This window comes from Streptomyces sp. NPDC002306 (assembly GCF_053593435.1).
The window spans coordinates 979,583-997,187 of the sequence record NZ_JBSFCK010000001.1 but is presented as its reverse complement, the minus strand read 5'-3'; the positions used below and the strand labels follow the sequence as shown (position 1 = coordinate 997,187).

The 17,605-nt window shown below is 72.2% G+C and carries 12 protein-coding genes; 6 read left to right on the top strand and 6 right to left on the bottom strand.

What is annotated here, in order from left to right; translation table 11 throughout:
• Window positions 1-146: 146 nt before the first annotated feature.
• A complete protein-coding gene (locus tag ACWCQK_RS04255) occupies window positions 147-959 on the bottom strand; it encodes a PaaX family transcriptional regulator (protein WP_451151665.1) in 813 nt (270 codons plus the stop codon).
• A gap of 43 nt (window positions 960-1,002) precedes the next feature.
• Window positions 1,003-2,604, bottom strand: a complete 1,602-nt coding sequence (locus ACWCQK_RS04250) for an AMP-binding protein (RefSeq protein WP_451151663.1) — start codon at window positions 2,602-2,604, stop codon at window positions 1,003-1,005.
• 150 nt (window positions 2,605-2,754) lie between these two features.
• Between ACWCQK_RS04250 and ACWCQK_RS04245 the strand changes: the two genes are divergently transcribed.
• Entirely contained in the window at window positions 2,755-4,089 is a 1,335-nt protein-coding gene (locus ACWCQK_RS04245; RefSeq protein ID WP_451151661.1) for an acyl-CoA dehydrogenase family protein, read from the top strand.
• Window positions 4,086-4,487, top strand: coding sequence for a RidA family protein (locus tag ACWCQK_RS04240; RefSeq protein WP_451151659.1), 402 nt, complete (start codon window positions 4,086-4,088; stop codon window positions 4,485-4,487). Before ACWCQK_RS04245 ends, ACWCQK_RS04240 begins: the two co-directional genes overlap by 4 nt.
• 152 nt (window positions 4,488-4,639) lie before the next feature.
• On the opposite strand, the gene ACWCQK_RS04235 is transcribed toward ACWCQK_RS04240, so the two are convergent.
• Window positions 4,640-4,834, bottom strand: a complete 195-nt coding sequence (locus ACWCQK_RS04235; protein ID WP_451151657.1) for a DUF5999 family protein — start codon at window positions 4,832-4,834, stop codon at window positions 4,640-4,642.
• Between the two features lie 242 nt (window positions 4,835-5,076).
• Between ACWCQK_RS04235 and ACWCQK_RS04230 the strand changes: the two genes are divergently transcribed.
• Window positions 5,077-5,502, top strand: a complete 426-nt coding sequence (locus ACWCQK_RS04230) for a DUF6299 family protein (RefSeq protein WP_451151655.1) — start codon at window positions 5,077-5,079, stop codon at window positions 5,500-5,502.
• A gap of 322 nt (window positions 5,503-5,824) precedes the next feature.
• Here the strand turns inward: ACWCQK_RS04230 and ACWCQK_RS04225 are convergent, their stop codons facing one another.
• Both ACWCQK_RS04225 and ACWCQK_RS04220 read right to left on the bottom strand, forming a co-directional pair.
• Window positions 5,825-7,354 carry a helix-turn-helix domain-containing protein gene (locus tag ACWCQK_RS04225; protein ID WP_451151653.1) on the bottom strand — a complete coding sequence of 510 codons (1,530 nt, stop codon included), beginning with the start codon at window positions 7,352-7,354 and terminating at the stop codon, window positions 5,825-5,827.
• A gap of 64 nt (window positions 7,355-7,418) precedes the next feature.
• The gene (locus tag ACWCQK_RS04220; protein ID WP_451151651.1) at window positions 7,419-7,616 is read right to left on the bottom strand and encodes a DUF4236 domain-containing protein; all 198 of its coding nucleotides are present in this window, start codon (window positions 7,614-7,616) and stop codon (window positions 7,419-7,421) included.
• Between the two features lie 535 nt (window positions 7,617-8,151).
• On the opposite strand from ACWCQK_RS04220, the gene acnA reads away from it, so the two are divergent.
• Together acnA and ACWCQK_RS04210 are read left to right on the top strand one after the other, a co-directional pair.
• The gene (acnA, locus tag ACWCQK_RS04215; protein WP_451151649.1) at window positions 8,152-10,869 is read left to right on the top strand and encodes an aconitate hydratase AcnA; all 2,718 of its coding nucleotides are present in this window, start codon (window positions 8,152-8,154) and stop codon (window positions 10,867-10,869) included.
• 334 nt (window positions 10,870-11,203) lie between these two features.
• On the top strand, window positions 11,204-12,826 hold the full coding sequence (locus ACWCQK_RS04210) for a HAMP domain-containing sensor histidine kinase (protein WP_451151647.1): 1,623 nt from the start codon (window positions 11,204-11,206) through the stop codon (window positions 12,824-12,826).
• Window positions 12,827-12,922: 96 nt separating this feature from the next.
• Here ACWCQK_RS04210 and ACWCQK_RS04205 read toward each other — a convergent pair whose 3' ends face one another.
• Window positions 12,923-13,615: an SMI1/KNR4 family protein gene (locus ACWCQK_RS04205; protein ID WP_451151645.1), complete on the bottom strand. Its 693-nt coding sequence runs from the start codon at window positions 13,613-13,615 to the stop codon at window positions 12,923-12,925.
• 670 nt (window positions 13,616-14,285) lie between these two features.
• On the opposite strand from ACWCQK_RS04205, the gene ACWCQK_RS04200 reads away from it, so the two are divergent.
• Entirely contained in the window at window positions 14,286-17,561 is a 3,276-nt protein-coding gene (locus tag ACWCQK_RS04200; RefSeq protein ID WP_451151643.1) for a GH92 family glycosyl hydrolase, read from the top strand.
• Window positions 17,562-17,605: the final 44 nt, after the last annotated feature.

Here is a 17,605-nt window from a genome sequence, read left to right as displayed (position 1 = left end):
GGCCGGCTCCCGGTCGGCGGCCGAGGCGTGCGCGGGGTGACGCGGCCCAGGCCGTTCGCGTCCGGCCGAGGGTGTCCGCCTCGCCGGACGCCTCGACCGCGGGGGCGCCGCGTCGGCGGGGGCGCCCGACACGGGCACGTTCGGTGTCACACGCCCGCGAAGGCCGCCCCGGCGTCCCGCAGTCGTGCGTGCAGCTCACGGAAGGCCGCCGCCGAGCGTTCTCCCGGCCAGTCGGAGGGAAGCAGCCGGATGGGCAGTCCGGGGTCGGTGTAGGGCAGGCGGCGCCAGGAGTCCAGGGCGAGGAGGTAGTCGTGGTAGGCCTCCTCGGGCGGGGTGTCCGCCCGGCGCTGCCAGTCGTGCAGCACCCGCGCGTGCCGGTCGAGGAACTCCTCGTGCTCCTTGGCGATCGCCGCCAGGTCCCACCAACGGGAGACGGCCTCGACGGTCGGCGCGAAGCCCAGGTGTTCGCCGCGGAAGAAGTCCACGTACGGATCGAGCCGCAGCCGCTGGAGCGTGTGCCGGGCCTCCTCGTACAGCCGGGCCGGGGCGATCCACACGCCGGGCGCGGCGGTGCCGAAGCCCAGGCCGGCCAGCCGGGAGCGCAGGACGTGCCGCTTCTGCCGTTCCGACTCCGGCACGGAGAACACCGCCAGTGCCCAGCCCTCGTCCGCCGGCGGGGCCGTGGCGTAGATCCGGCGATCGCCGTCGTCCAGCAACTGGCGCGCTTCCGGTGACAGTTCGTATCCGGCCGCGCCCTGGGCCGTGCGGGCCGGCAGCAGCAGTCCGCGCCGTTTCAGCCGCGACACCGACGAGCGTACGGACGGCGCGTCCACGCCGACCGCGGCCAGCAGTCTGATCAGCTCGGCGACGGGCACCGGGCCGGGCATGAAGCGGCCGTACGCGCCGTAGAGCGTGACGATGAGGGACCTGGGTGCGTGCTGCTCGGACACGTTGATCATCTTAGGTCGTCACTCTCACCGAGGGGCACCACCGGCCGGCGCATCACCGCTGGTCACCCTCGGTACGCAGCTTGAACCGCTGGAGCTTGCCGGTCGCCGTGCGCGGCAGCGCGTCCAGGAAGACGATCTCGCGCGGGCACTTGTACGGCGCCAGCTCCTCCTTGACGAACGCGCGCAACGCCTCCGCGTCCGCGCGCGATCCCTCCCGCAGCACGACGTAGGCCGCCACGATCTGCCCGCGCAGTTCGTCGGGCCGGCCGACCACCGCCGTCTCGACCACGTCCGGGTGGCGCAGCAGCGCGTCCTCGACCTCGGGGCCCGCGATGTTGTACCCGGCCGAGATGATCATGTCGTCGGCGCGGGCGACGTAGCGGAAGTAGCCGTCCGGGTCCCGGACATAGGTGTCGCCGGTGACGTTCCAGCCGCCGCGCACGTACTCCCGCTGCCGGGGATCGGCGAGGTAGCGGCAGCCGACCGGCCCGCGCACCGCGAGCAGTCCGGGTTCCCCGTCGGGTACGGGATCGCCGTTGGCGTCCTGCACCCGGGCGTGCCACCCGGGGACGGGCACGCCGGTCGTACCGGGCCGGATGTGCTCGTCGGCCGCGGAGATGAAGATGTGCAGCAGCTCGGTGGCGCCGATGCCGTTGATGACCCGCAGCCCGGTCCGCTCGTGCCAGGCCCGCCAGGTGGCCGCGGGCAGGTTCTCGCCCGCGGAGACGCAGCGGCGCAGGGACGACACGTCGTGCCGCTCCAGCTCGGCGAGCATCGCGCGGTACGCGGTCGGCGCGGTGAACAGCACGGAGACGCGGTGCTCGGCGATCGCGGGCAACAGCTGCCGCGGAGTGGCCTGTTCCAGCAGCAGGGTGCTGGCACCGGCCCGCATCGGGAAGACCACCAGGCCGCCGAGTCCGAAGGTGAAGCCGAGCGGGGGGCTGCCGACGAAGACGTCGTCCGGCCGCGGCTTCAGAACCTGCTTGGAGAAGGTGTCCGCGATGGCCAGGACGTCCCGGTGGAAGTGCATGCACCCCTTCGGCCGGCCGGTGGTGCCGGAGGTGAAGGCGATCAGCGCCACGTCGTCGGCGGCGGTGTCGACGGCGGGGTACGGGGTGCCGGGCGCCGGACGGTTCAGGAGATCGTCGGGGGAGTCGCCGCCGTAGGTGGTGATCCGCAGTCCGGTGACCTCCGCCTTGGTGAGGTCGTCGACGGCCCGGATGTCGCACAGCGCGTGCCCGACCTGGGCGATCCGGCACATCGTGCGCAGCTCGTGCGGACGCTGCTGGGCCAGCACGGTGACGGCGACCGCGCCCGCCTTCAGCACCGCCAGCCAGCAGGCGGCCAGCCACGGCGTCGTCGGGCCGCGCAGCAGGACCCGGTTGCCCGGGACGACCCCGAGGTCACCGGTGAGGACATGGGCGATGCGGTCCACATGGGCGCGCAGGTCGCCGTAGGTCCAGGTCCCCGCGGTGGGGGAGTGGAACACCGGGCGGCCGGGGTCGGCCTGGTCCAGGAGCTCGGCGGCGCAGTTCAGCCGTTCGGGATAGCGCAGCTCCGGCAGGTCGAAACGCAGCTGCGGCCACTCGTCCGGCGGCGGGAGATGGTCGCGCGCGAAGGTGTCGACATGGGCGGAGCGGGTCGGGCCGGCCATGGGCGGTTCGCCCCCTTGCCGTCGTGGGCGTCGTGGTGGGCTCGCGCATCGAGCGTATCGTGTTGGTGACGGCAGTCAACGGTGCGCGATACCGTCGGGAGTGGCCGCACAGGTCAGTGGCCGTACAGGTCATGGGAGAGAGGACCGGCAATGCCCGCATTCTCGCTCGAACCGGAACATATCGCCCGATGTGCCGAGCTGCGCGCGCTGGCCGCCGAACGGCTGCGCCCGATCGCCGACAAGGGCGAGCCGGGCCGCGTCAACCGCCCGCTCGTCGCGGAGCTGGGCCGGCTGGGCCTGTTGTCCCGCCTCTTCACGGCCGGCGCGCTCGACCTCTGTCTGCTGCGGGAGTCCCTGGCGTACGCGTGCACCGAGGCCGAGACGGCCCTCGCCCTCCAGGGCCTGGGCGCCCACCCGGTCCACGCCCACGGCACCCCGGCCCAGCGGCGGCGCTGGCTGCCCCGGGTCGCCGACGGCAGCGCGATCGCCGCGTTCGCCCTGAGCGAGCCGGGGGCGGGGTCGGACGCGGGAGCTCTGGCCCTGCGGGCCGTAGCGGACGGGCCACGCGCGGGCGACGAACCGTCCGAAGCCATCGGCGGAGCCTCCGCGCCGCGCCGCGGTGACGCGCCTTCCGGTGATGCGGGCGCGGCTGCGTCCCGTTCTGCGCGCGCGGGTGACGCCGAGCCCGCCGCCGGCGGGGCGCGCACGGGCGGCGGGGCCCCCGGCGTCACACGGTCCGGCTCCGGCCTCGCCGCCGAGTCCGACGGGCCGTCCGGCTGGCGGCTCAGCGGGGAGAAGTGCTGGATCTCCAACGCCCCCGACGCCGACTTCTACACCGTCTTCGCGCGCACCACGCCGGGGGCGGGCGCCCGGGGCGTGACCGCGTTCCTCGTGCCCGCCGACCGCCCCGGCCTCACCGGCACCGGCCTGGAGATGCTCTCCCCGCACGCCATCGGCGCCCTCGACTTCGACGCCGTACCCGTCACCGCCGACGACGTGCTCGGGGAGACCGACCGCGGCTTCCGGGTCGCGATGGGCACCCTCAACCTGTTCCGGCCCAGCGTCGGCGCCTTCGCCGTCGGCATGGCCCAGGCGGCGCTGGACGCGACCCTGGAGCACACGGACCGGCGGGAGGCCTTCGGGGGCCGGCTGCGGGATCTCCAGACCGTGGCCCACCAGGTCGCAGAGATGGCCCTGCGGACCGAGGCGGCCCGGCTGATGGTGTACGCGGCGGCGACGGCGTACGACGAGGGCGCCCCGGACATCCCCCGGCGCGCCGCGATGGCGAAGCTGCTCGCCACCGAGACCGCGCAGTACGTCGTCGACACGGCCGTCCAACTGCACGGCGCCCGGGCGCTGGAGCGCGGCCATCTGCTGGAGCACCTCTACCGCGAGGTGCGCGCACCACGCGTCTACGAGGGTGCGAGCGAGGTCCAACGGGGCATCATCGCCAAGGAGTTGTACGCCGGCCTGGAGGTGTCGTGACCGTCGAACGCGTCAACCCGCCGGGGTTGTCCCCGCCGACCGGCTTCTCTCACGCGGTCGTCGCCACCGGGTCCCGCCTGGTGTTCCTGGCCGGCCAGACCGCGCTCGACGCGGACGGAAAGGTCGTCGGTACCACGTTGCCGGAGCAGTTCGAGCGGGCGCTCACCAACCTGCTGACCGCGCTGACGGAGACCGGCGGCACGCCGGCCGACCTGGCCCGGGTCACGGTCTACGCCACGGATGTCGCCGACTACCGCGCGCGGGCCCCCGAACTCGGCCGCATCTGGAAGCGGTTGGCGGGGCGGGACTACCCGGCGATGGCGGTGGTCGGGATCGTGCGCCTGTGGGACGAACAGGCGCTGGTGGAACTCGACGGCTTCGCCGTACTGGGCGCGTGACCGCGGGGTACGTGAGCCGTACCGGGCGGGTACCGCCCGGGCCGGGTAGGTGAGCCGTGCCGACCCGAAGTCGCCCGGGTGTGCGAGCCGTACCGGTCCGGTGCCGGCCGGGTAGGTGAGTCGTACCGGCCCGGTGTCCTACCGACTCGTGCTCAGGCCGCGATGGCGAGTTGCTCGACCGGCGGCCGGTGCGGCGCGACCACCCGGCCGTCGGGCCGCAGTTCACCGGTGTCGTCGAAGGAGATCGTGCCGTCGCACAGCAGGCTCCAGCCCTGTTCGGGGCGGGCGGCGACGACGTGTGCGGTGCGGGCGTCGGCCGAAGGGCACGAGGGTCGGTGAGCACACATGGTGCACCTCCATATCGGGGGGACCACCCGTACGGCCGGTCCTGTATGACCCGTATGAAGAGACCATGCTCCGATCGCGCGGCCACCGGAACGGGCCGCCGGGAAGCGTGACAACACCCGGACAGGTCCAGGACGGTTCGTCGACGCTCGGCGCGGACTCGCCACCGAAGGAGTGACGATCATCGCCGCGGGGACGGTTGCCCGGTACCAGTGGAGGCCCCCGTACAACAGGAGGTCCTCCGATGCCGTTCCGCCCCGCCCTCGCCGCTGCCGCCGCCGCACTGTTCCTGCTGGCCGCGCCCGCCGTGCCCGCCACCGCCGACCCCTTCGAGTCCGTGACCGTCGACCCGACGGGACGGGTCACCGCCGACGGCACCGTGACCCTCTCCGGAACCTACCGCTGCGCCTCCAGCGCGGGCCCGGTCTTCGTCAGTTCCTCCGTGGGTCAGGACTCCCCGAACCTCCGCCACGGCATCGGGGGCACCAACGCGATCTGTGATGGTGTCGAGCACCGCTGGGAGAACACCGGCCGGACCACGCCGGGCGACCTGAAGCCCGGCGCGGCCCGGGTCGAGGCCACGGTCATGGAACTGAGCCCTCAGGGCGGCCTGCCGATGCCCGTCTTCCACGCCTCCGCGCAGCAGGAGATCACACTGACGGAGCGCTGAGGTCCGCCCCGGGTGCCGAGGCCGACGGATGTCTCTCGCGGATGTCACGACGGCCGCAGCGGCCCTTCCATGAGCCGCCGCGGCACCGGAGCGCGGGAGCGGAGGCGGCTCATGACCGACTACGGCCGTCCGCTGTCGCGGCGGGCCCGCGTGGCTCTGCCCGCGGTCGGCTCGGGGCTCCCGGGCAGCGCGAAGGCCGCCGTACCTCCGAAGAGACGCGACGGCCTTGGCCGTTCAGCCGCCGGGGACCTTGCCGTCGGCCGGCTGCCCTGGAATCACGCCGACGATCGAGGGCCCCGAGGGACTTCGGCGGGCTTATGGGTCAGATGTCCCGGAAGATCTCGATCTGCGCGCCGATCGAGTTCAGTCGTTCGGCCAGGTCCTCGTAGCCGCGGTTGATGACGTACACGTTGCGCAGTACGGACGTGCCCTCGGCGGCCATCATGGCCAGCAGGACGACCACGGCGGGGCGCAGGGCCGGCGGGCACATCATCTCGGCGGCGCGCCAGCGGGTCGGGCCCTCGACCAGGACCCGGTGCGGGTCCAGCAGTTGGAGGCGGCCGCCGAGGCGGTTGAGGTCCGTCAGGTAGATCGCGCGGTTGTCGTAGACCCAGTCGTGGATGAGGGTCTTGCCCTGCGCCGAGGCCGCGATGGCCGCGAAGAAGGGGACGTTGTCGATGTTCAGGCCCGGGAACGGCATCGGGTGGATCTTGTCGATCGGCGCCTCCAGCTTGGAGGGCCGGACGGTGAGGTCCACCAGCCGCGTACGGCCGTTGTCGGCGACGTACTCGGCCGTGCGGTCGTGGTCCAGGCCCATCTCCTCCAGGACCGCGAGCTCGATCTCGAGGAACTCGATCGGCACCCGGCGCACGGTCAGCTCCGACTCGGTGACGACGGCGGCGGCCACCAGGCTCATCGCCTCGACCGGGTCCTCGGAGGGGGAGTAGTCGACGTCGACATCGATGTCGGGAACGCCGTGCACGGTGAGCGTGGTGGTGCCGATGCCCTCGACCTTGACGCCGAGCGCCTCCAGGAAGAAGCACAGGTCCTGGACCATGTAGTTGGAGGAGGCGTTGCGGATGACCGTGACACCGTCGTGCCGGGCGGCCGCGAGCAGCGCGTTCTCGGTCACCGTGTCGCCGCGCTCGGTCAGCACGATGGGCCGGGCCGGGCGGACGGCGCGGTCGACCACGGCGTGGTACTGCCCCTCGGTCGCCGCGACGTCCAGGCCGAACCGGCGCAGCGCGATCATGTGCGGCTCGATGGTCCGCGTACCGAGGTCGCAGCCGCCGGCGTAGGGCAGCTTGAAGTGGTCCATGACGTGCAGCAGCGGCCCGAGGAACATGATGATCGAGCGCGTCCGTACGGCCGCCTCGGCGTCGATCGCCTCCATCTCCAGCTGGGCCGGCGGCACGATCTCCAGGTCGACGCCGTCGTTGATCCAGCGGGTGCGCACGCCGATCGAGCCGAGCACCTCCAGCAGGCGGTAGACCTCCTCGATGCGGGCCACCCGGCGCAGCACCGTGCGTCCCTTGTTGAGCAGCGTGGCGCACAGCAGCGCCACGCAGGCGTTCTTGCTCGTCTTGACGTCGATGGCGCCGGACAGCCGACGGCCGCCGACCACCCGCAGATGCATCGGACCCGCGTAGCCCAGAGAGACGATTTCGCTGTCCAGTGCTTCACCGATTCGGGCGATCATCTCAAGGCTGATGTTTTGGTTGCCGCGCTCGATGCGATTGACGGCGCTCTGGCTGGTACCGAGCGCCTCGGCGAGCTGTGCCTGTGTCCAGCCCCGGTGCTGCCGGGCGTCACGGATGAGCTTGCCGATACGTACGAGGTAGTCGTCTGCCATGGGGTTGAGGCTATCTCAGATATGAGATGCCGCCTTCTGGGGGGTCCGTTCGAGTGAGGGACCGTCAACGCCGCTTGGAGGTACGGGTCCGACGCCATCCGAAAGGTCCGGGCAAATCCATCGATGTCGTACGACGTCCGGTACTGCTGTGGGTGTGGTGCGGGCCGTTCTTTCCGCCGGTCGTGATGGACCAGGAGTGGCGGTTGATGTTCAGGCGCACTCCGGGCAGGATCCGGAAGCTCTTGCGGAAGGTGAGCGGCATCGGGGTCTCCGTTCGGGGCTGGGGAATCGTCCTTCTCCTTGCGCCTACCCCGACTTGGCGTACTGATGACCGAACTTCCGCGCCCCTTGGTCGCGGCGGTCCCGCGTCGTGTCGTGTCGCGGTTGTGGGGGCGGCGCGGCAGCGGGGTCGCGGAGGGGTGCCGCGCCGGCATCGGGGGGAGGGTGCGGCGGCAGTGAGGCCGAGGGGTGCCGCGCCGACTCCGAGGAGTGGGCGCGGCCGAGGAGGCGCGCCGCGTCGGCGTCGGGGGGGCATGCGGTGGCAGCGGGGCCGAGAGGTGCCGTGGCGTGGCGGTGTGGGGCATGCCACTGGGTCCCGGCGCGCGACGGAGCCCGGCCGGGCATGACCAGTCAGCCCTCATGTACTAGAGTTATCTCGACATCGAGATATCTGCCGAGGCGCACCGCAGCCGTCACCCCGGTAAGGGTTACCTAACTTAGCCTGCCCTCAGCGGATCGGCCAAGTCCGCGTGACGGCAGGATGCGGTGGTACGCGCACATCAATGAAGGAGACTGTCGTGTCGGCGAACAGCTTCGACGCCCGCAGCACGCTGCAGGTGGGCGACGAGTCGTACGAGATCTTCCGGCTGGACAAGGTGGAAGGCTCGGCTCGCCTTCCGTACAGCCTGAAGGTGCTGCTGGAGAACCTGCTCCGCACCGAGGACGGCGCGAACATCACCGCCGACCACATCCGCGCGCTCGGCACCTGGGACTCCCAGGCCCAGCCGTCGCAGGAGATCCAGTTCACGCCGGCCCGCGTGATCATGCAGGACTTCACCGGCGTGCCCTGTGTCGTCGACCTCGCCACCATGCGTGAGGCCGTCAAGGAGCTCGGCGGCGACCCCGCGAAGGTCAACCCGCTCTCCCCGGCCGAACTGGTCATCGACCACTCCGTCATCGCCGACAAGTTCGGTACGCATGACGCCTTCGCGCAGAACGTGGAGCTGGAGTACGGCCGCAACAAGGAGCGCTACCAGTTCCTGCGCTGGGGCCAGACCGCCTTCGACGACTTCAAGGTCGTCCCCCCGGGCACCGGCATCGTCCACCAGGTGAACATCGAGCACCTGGCCCGTACGGTCATGGTCCGTAACGGCCAGGCGTACCCCGACACCCTCGTCGGCACCGACTCGCACACCACGATGGTCAACGGCCTGGGCGTCCTCGGCTGGGGCGTCGGCGGCATCGAGGCCGAGGCGGCGATGCTCGGCCAGCCGGTCTCCATGCTCATCCCGCGCGTCGTCGGCTTCAAGCTCACCGGTGAGCTGACGCCCGGCACCACCGCCACCGACCTCGTGCTGACCATCACCGAGATGCTCCGCAAGCACGGTGTCGTCGGCAAGTTCGTCGAGTTCTACGGCGAGGGCGTCGCCGCCACGAGCCTCGCCAACCGCGCCACCATCGGCAACATGTCGCCGGAGTTCGGCTCCACCGCCGCGATCTTCCCGATCGACGACGAGACCCTGAGCTACCTCAAGCTCACCGGCCGCTCCGCGCAGCAGGTCGCGCTCGTCGAGGCGTACGCCAAGGAGCAGGGCCTCTGGCTGGACCCGAAGGGCGAGCCGGACTTCTCCGAGAAGCTCGAGCTGGACCTGTCGACGGTCGTCCCCTCGATCGCCGGCCCGAAGCGTCCGCAGGACCGCATCGTCCTGGCGGGTGCCGCCCAGCAGTTCTCCCAGGACGTCCGCAACTACGTGGACGACACGGACGAGGCGGGCAAGGAGTCCTTCCCGGCCTCCGACTCGCCCGCGCAGCACCCCAACGGCGCCCCCTCGCGGCCGACCCTCGTCACCGCCCCCGACGGTTCGACCTACGAGATCGACCACGGCGCGGTGACGGTCGCGGCCATCACCTCCTGCACCAACACCTCGAACCCGTACGTCATGGTCGCCGCCGCGCTCGTCGCGAAGAAGGCCGTGGAGAAGGGCCTGACCCGCAAGCCGTGGGTCAAGACCACCCTCGCCCCGGGCTCCAAGGTCGTCACCGACTACTTCGACAAGGCGGGCCTGACCCCCTACCTCGACAAGGTCGGCTTCAACCTCGTCGGCTACGGCTGCACCACCTGCATCGGCAACTCCGGCCCGCTGCCGGACGAGGTCTCCAAGGCCGTCAACGAGCACGACCTCGCGGTCACCTCGGTCCTCTCCGGCAACCGGAACTTCGAGGGCCGGATCAACCCCGACGTCAAGATGAACTACCTGGCGTCCCCGCCGCTGGTCGTGGCCTACGCCCTCGCCGGCTCCATGAAGGTGGACATCACCAAGGACGCCCTGGGCACCGACCAGGACGGCAACCCGGTCTACCTGACGGACATCTGGCCGTCCGAGGCCGAGGTCAACGACGTCGTGGCGAACGCCATTGGCGAGGACATGTTCAACAAGTCCTACCAGGACGTCTTCGCGGGCGACGCCCAGTGGCAGGCGCTGCCGATCCCGACCGGCAACACCTTCGAGTGGGACGCGGAGTCCACCTACGTCCGCAAGCCCCCCTACTTCGAGGGCATGACGATGGAGACCACCCCGGTCTCCGACATCACGGGCGCCCGCGTGCTGGCCAAGCTGGGCGACTCGGTCACCACCGACCACATCTCCCCGGCCGGTGCGATCAAGGCCGACACCCCGGCCGGCAAGTACCTCACCGATCACGGTGTGGAGCGTCGTGACTTCAACTCCTACGGCTCCCGCCGAGGCAACCACGAGGTCATGATCCGCGGCACGTTCGCCAACATCCGCCTGCGCAACCAGATCGCGCCGGGCACCGAGGGCGGCTACACCCGCGACTTCACCCAGGCCGACGCGCCGGTGTCGTTCATCTACGACGCCTCCCGCAACTACATCGAGCAGGGCACCCCGCTGGCCATCCTGGCCGGCAAGGAGTACGGCTCCGGCTCGTCCCGCGACTGGGCCGCCAAGGGCACCGCGCTGCTCGGCGTCAAGGCCGTCATCGCCGAGTCCTACGAGCGCATCCACCGCTCGAACCTCATCGGCATGGGCGTGCTCCCGCTCCAGTTCCCGGAGGGCCAGAGCGCCGAGACCCTCGGCCTCACCGGCGAGGAGACCTTCTCCTTCACCGGCGTCGAGGAGCTGAACAACGGCACCACGCCGCGTACGGTCAAGGTCACCACCGACACCGGTGTCGAGTTCGACGCGGTCGTCCGCATCGACACCCCCGGTGAGGCGGACTACTACCGCAACGGCGGCATCATGCAGTACGTGCTGCGCAACCTGATCCGCAGCTAGGCCTCGGCCACACGGCGAAGGGCCGCACCCCCGGCAGCGGGGGTGCGGCCCTTCGCCGCGTCTGTCCGTCTGTCCGTCTGTCCGTCCGTCGGTCCGTCTGTCTGTCGCGCTGCCCGGCTGTCCGTACATCCGGCTGTACGGCTGCCCGTCCGCTCGTTCGGGTCCATCGCCGGCCCTCAGGGTGAACACAGGGTTCCCCCAGCGGACCGCGACAGGATCGGCACATGACTGGCACCTCTGGGCCCCACGGCGGCCGCGTCCGTGTGCTGATCGTCGACGACGAGCCCGACCCCACCGCACTGCCGTCCGGCGCCGACGCGGTGGAGGCCGCGAGATGAGCCGCGCGACTCTCCGGGGCGCCCGGCGCGGGGGACCGGTCGGCGGGCCGCCCGGGCGCTCGCTGCGCACCCGGCTGCTCGTCCTCGTCGGCGCCACCCTGGTCGCGGTGTGCGCGGCGATGGCCCTGACCACCGTCCTCGCGCAGCGCGCCGCTGTGCTGGGCAGCCTCGACGACCGGGTCGCCGACGCCGCCGAGCGTGGCCTGGGCGCGGCCTCGCTCCGTCCGGACCTCGACCGGGACCTGACGTTCCTGGAGGAGAGCGGACACCCGGCCGGGATGCTCGCCGCCCGGCTCGGCGAGGACGGCACGGTCCTCGCCGCCGCGCTCGTCGGCGAGGGCACCCCGCCGCACGACCTCACCGGCGCCCAGCGGGGCGCGCTGACGCACCTCGCGACCGACGGCTCGCCGCACACCCGCGCTGTCCCCGGCCTCGGCACCTACCGGGTGACCGCACTGGAGGCGGGCGGTGTCCGCGTCCTCGCCGGGCTGCCCATGGACGACGTCCTGGACGTGCTGGGCCGCCTGGTGAGGGTGGAGGGAGCCGTCGTCGCGGCCGGACTCACCGTCGCGGGCTGTGCCTGCGCGGCGGTCGTCCGACGGCAGCTGCGCCCCCTCGGCCGGGTCGCCGCCACCGCCGTCGAGGTCTCCCGCGCCCCCCTGTGCCGGGGCGAGGTCACCGCACTCACCCGGGTACCCGAGCGGGACACCGACCCCGGCAGCGAGGCCGGCCAGGTCGGGGCGGCCCTCAACCGGATGATCGACCACGTGGAGTCCTCGCTCGCCGAGCGCCGGCGCGCCGAGGAACGGGTACGCCGCAGCGAGGAACGCATGCGCCGCTTCCTCGCCGACGCCGGCCACGAACTGCGCACCCCGCTCGCCTCCATCGCGGGCTACGCCGAGCTCATGAACCGCGGCACCGACCGGGTCGAACCGTTGCTGGCCTGGCGCCGGGTCTCCGCCGAGGCGGCCCGGATGACGGGCCTGGTCGAGGACCTGCTGCTGCTCGCGCGGCTCGACGAGGGCTGGCCGGTTCAGTCGGCCGAGGTGGACCTCGCGTCGCTGGTCGTGGAGGCGGTGTGGAACGCGCGTGCCGCGGGCGACGGCCACGACTGGCAGCTGGAACTGTGCTTCGACGCCCCGCCCGTGGTCCTCGGCGACGAGGCCCGCCTCCACCGGGTCGTGGCCGACCTGCTCGCCAACGCGCGGGCGCACACACCCGCCGGGACGAGGGTCGTCGTCTCCGTGGAGAGCCGCGACGCCCACTGCGCCGTCCGCGTCCGCGACGACGGCCCCGGCATCCCGGCCGATCTGCTCCCCTCGGTCTTCGAACGCTTCACCCGAGGCGACCCCTCCCGCACCCGGGCCGCCGGCTCGGCGGCCGGCGCCGGACTCGGCCTCGCCATCATCGCGGCGATCATGGCGGCCCACGGGGGCCGCGTCGACGTGCGCAGCGATCCGGGCCGTACGGAGTTCGTCGTGGAACTACCGACCGTGGCGCAAGAAGGCGTGCAAGGAAGCTCGCAAAAAGGGGCACTGGAAGGCGCGCGAGAAGGGGCGCGGGAAGAGGCGTGTGACGGGGCGCCACCCGGCGGCGACCGCCGCGTCCTGCACCACTGATGCGCTCCCGCCGCGCCACTCTCGCCCTCCCGCGCCACTCCCGCCGCGCGCCGCCCGTGCTCCCGCGCCACTCGCGGCCCACTCGCCGCCCGTCTCTCAGTAGTTCAACCAGTCCGTCCCCAGCGTCTCCCGCACCGCGTCCAGCGCCTCCTCCGTGCGGCCCCGGACGTCGAGGAAGCAGCCGTCGACCTCGCGCAGCAGCACGTCGGGCCCGCTGAACCAGCGCAACTCCGGTCCCACACGCGGGAGTTCCTGGAACATTTCGGCGAGGTCGAGGTCCGGGTCGTCGAGGGAGGCGTGGTCGGTGAGCCCGTCGTCCAGTTGCAGCAGCTCGGACATGACCATCGAGACGCCGGCCGAGGACAGACTCGGTTCCCAGGGCTCCCAGCGCTCCTGCGACTTGTCGGCGAGGTCGGCGCGGATCACCGTGCCGGGGTCCGCGCGCTCCAGGTCCGCCAGGAGCACCCCCCAGAAGGCGCATCCCTGGTTCTCCACCCGGTACACCAGCGCGCCGTCGGACACATACAACCGGTCGGGCGCGAGGAGCGTGTCGTGATTGCTCGTCAGGTCGGAACGGCGCCCGAAGAGCAGATACGCCTCCCGCAGCGCGGCCGGCAACGGCACCCCCAACCGCCGTTCGGCCGCCGCCAACTCGTCCGGGCCGCAGCCGTCGCCGGGCTCCAGGGGGCGCCCCCAGAACGCGGCGAAGTCCCGTACGAAATCCCAGGCCAGGTCGCGGTCGCGGAGCGCTCCGGCCAGCCCTTCCCCCATGTCGAACACCGTCTCCATGCCCGCACCCTACGGCGGCCCACTGACAACCCGACGCGTCAGCCGTTTACAACCGCGTCAACCGGCGCTACCTTCCGCACCAGTGAGGTGGGAGCGCTCCCATAACGGTGGACCGGAACCCGCCCGGGAACGCCCCCACCTCACCCTCCGTGCGTACGTTCCTCAGGACCGCCGAGCGAGAGGGGGCGGGGTGGGCGCGACCGTCCAGGGGCAGGGCGTGATGGTGGGCGGCGCCGTCCGGAACGGCTCGCCGGGGCCCGGGCGGAGCGCGGCGTTCGGATACGTCGTCTCCGGGCCGGGCGGTGGCAGCGCGACGCGCCTTCCCCGTCAGGTCGGCCGGACGCCGCTCTGGGCGGACCCGGTGGGTGGTGAGCTGCCCACCGGGTCCGCGAGCCGGTCGGTCCCAAGGGGGGGGAGTGTGGGCGTGACCGGGTGGAACGTGGCTTGGGCGACGCTGCGGTGCGACAACGTTGTCAAATGGTCTGCACATGACTCTACCGCCTCAACGGACAACGATGTCAAGTGACTTGGACTGCTCCGGCCAGGTGAGCCGGAGGTGTGCCCGGCCGGCCGTACGCGCTCTTCCGTGGTACGGCTGGCGCACGCTACTGTCCCTGCGGCTTGTGCGACCCGTGGTGCGCGACCCGTCCGGAGGAGGAGGGGCCGCGTCATGCGTTTCCGTCCCGTGTCTCTGCTGCTCGCTGCCGCGCTCGCGGTCGGCGGCAGTACTCCCGCCCTCGCGGCGACCGCCGCGCCGCCACCCGTCCTGGTCAAGGACCCGACCCCGTACGTCGATCCGCTCATCGGCACGAAGAACGGCGGCAACGTCTTCCCCGGTGCCGTCGCGCCGTTCGGCATGTTCTCGTTCAGCCCCGAGAACACCAGAGGCGACGCCACGCGCACCGCCGCGCCCGGCGGCTACCAGTACGACGCCACCCGCATCCGCGGCTTCAGCCTCACCCACATGTCCGGCACCGGCTGCGCGGGCGGCAGCGGCGACATCCCGCTCTTCCCGTACGCGGGCTCGGTCACCTCGTCCCCGGCGAGCGACACCAAGGACGCCGTGTACGCGTCCGGCTTCAGCCACGCCGACGAGACCGCCGAGCCCGGGCACTACAAGGTGGGCCTCGCCTCCGGCGTCACCGCCGACCTCGCCGCGACCGCCCGCACCGGCTCGGCCCGCTTCACCTTCCCGGCCGACAAGCCCGCCTCCCTGCTGGTGCGTACCGCCAACTCCGAGGTGGGGTCGGCGGATTCCTCCGTGACCATCGACCCGGCCGCCCGTACGGTCTCCGGTTCGGTCACCTCCGGCAACTTCTGCGGCTATCTCGACCCCGAGGGTCAACGCGCCTACTACACCCTGTACTTCACCGCCCACTTCGACCGCCCCTTCAAGGCCAACGGCACCTGGCAGGACGACCGGCTGACCCCGGGGGCCACCTCCGCGAGCGGCGGCACCGGCGGATTCCAGGGCGGCGGCCGGCCCGTCGCCGGCAAGGGCGCCGGCGGCTACGTCGAGTTCGCGCCCGGCACCGGCCCGGTGAACGTCAAGGTCGGCATCTCCTACGTCAGCCGGGCGGGCGCCGAGGCCAACCTCAGGGCCGAGAACCCGCCCGGCCGTTCCTTCGAAGCGGTGCGCGAGGAGGCCGGCCGGGCCTGGCGCGACCGCCTCGCCGCGATCCGGGTGGGCGGCGGTACGGACGCCGAACGCACCACCTTCTACACTGCGCTCTATCACGCGCTCCTGCACCCGAACGTGATCAGCGACGCCGACCGCCGCTACCGGGGCGGCGACGGCGAGGTGCACCGGGTGGGCGGCGGCCACCGGGCCCAGTACGGCACGTTCTCCGGCTGGGACGTCTACCGGTCCCAGGTCCAGCTGCTCACCCTGCTGGATCCGCGGGCCGGCTCCGACATCGCGCAGTCGCTGTACGAACTCGCCCGCCAGAACGGCGGGGTCTGGGACCGCTGGCTGCACGGCGCGAGCGGCACCCACGTCATGAACGGCGATCCGTCGCCCACCGCGCTGGCCGGCATCCGCGCCTTCGGCGGCACGGACTTCGATCTGCGCGGCGCGCTGGCCTCCCTGGTGAAGGCGGCCACGGTGCCGACCGCCGGGGACCTGTCGGCGGCCGGCAAGCCGGTGCTGTCGGTCGGCCAGCGTCCGTCCCTCGACAAGTACCTGAAGCTGGAGTACATGCCGTCCGTCTCCAACGCCTGGGGCGGCGCCGCCGAGACGCTGGAGATGTCCGGCGCCGACTTCGCGCTCTCCCAACTCGCCACGGCCGCGGGGCGGAAGGACACGGCGGCCGCCTTCTCCCGGCGCTCCCAGTGGTGGCAGAACAACTTCAACCTCGCCGCCGACCCCACCGGCGGCTACATCGCCAACCGCAAGGCCGACGGCAGCTGGGTCACCGGCTTCACCCCGGGCACCGGCAACGGTTTCGTCGAGGGGACGGCGGCCCAGTACACCTGGATGGTCCAGCACAACCCGGCCGGTCTGTTCGCCGCGATGGGCGGCCGGGACAAGGCGCTGGCCCGGCTGGACACCTTCTTCCACGACGCCGACGGCGGCTGGGCCTTCACCGGCAGCGGCGGCGACAAGTCCGAGCTGGACAACGAGCCGTCGATCAACGTGCCCTACCTGTACGACTACGCCGGCGCGCCCTACAAGGCCCAGGAGACCGTCCGCGCGGCGATGAGCGCCCTGTGGTCGACCCAGCCCGGCGGCATCCCCGGCAACGACGACCTCGGCGAGATGTCGTCCTGGTACGTCTTCTCCGCCCTCGGCATGTACCCCCAGGTTCCGTCCCGGGCCGAACTCGTCCTCGGCTCGCCCCTGTTCGAGCGGATCGAGATCCACCGGCCGCACGGAAACGACATCTCCATCCGGGCGAAGGGCGCGGCGGCCGACGCGCCGTACATCCGGTCCCTGAAGGTCGACGGCCGCGGTACCGACCGCCCGTGGCTGCCCGCCTCGCTCGTGCGGGACGGCGGCCGTCTGGACTACACCCTCTCGGCCACCCCCGACCGCGCCTGGGGCAGCGACCCCGCCGACGCCCCGCCGTCCTTCCGCGAGGGTGAACAGCCGTACCAGATCGGGGTCGGCCCGACCACGGCGACGCTCGCGCCGGGCGGGAGCACCGAGCTGAACATCCGGGCGCTGGCCCTGAACGGCGGCACCGGGCCCGATGTGCGCTACCGCGTCGAGACGCCCGCGGGGGTCACGGCGACGCCCGCCGAGGGCACGGTGACCGACGGCTCCCAGGACATCACCCTGACCGCCGACGGCGCCGCGCAGCAGGGCTTCTACGACGTACGGGTCACCGTGACCTCGGGTGACACCTCCTACCGGCAGCCGGTGGCCCTGACGGTCGCCGCCCCCGGCACCCTGCTTGCCGCGTACAACAACACCGGTGTCTCGGACGACACCGGCGACCACGACGAGGCGGACTACGACGGCGGCGGCTGGAGTTACTCGCGCCAGGCCCTCGCCGCCGCCGGTCTCACCCCGGGCGGCCAGGGCGCCGTGGACGGACTCACCTTCACCTGGCCCGACTCGCCGGACGCCCGCCCGGACAACGTGTCGGCGGCCGGACAGACCATCGAACTGGCCCGGCCCGCGGGCCGGTTGTCGTTCATCGGCAGTGCCGTCAACGGCAACCAGCAGACCAGGGCGACCGTCACGTACACCGACGGCGGCACCGACACCGTCGACCTGGCCTTCACCGACTGGACCGTCGGCGGCGGCGCGGGCACCGTCCAGTACGGCAACGAGGTGGTGGCCAGGACCGCGTACCGCAATGTGGCGGGCGCGGACCGGGATCCGGTGGCGACCTACGTCTTCGCCACCAGGACCTTCACGGCCCCGGCCGGCCGGACCGTCGCGTCGGTGAGGCTCCCGGACAACACCGATCTCCACGTCTTCACCCTCGCGGTGGGCTGACGACAGACGGAAGATCTGCCCGAAAAGATGTGCCCTCGCCCGTT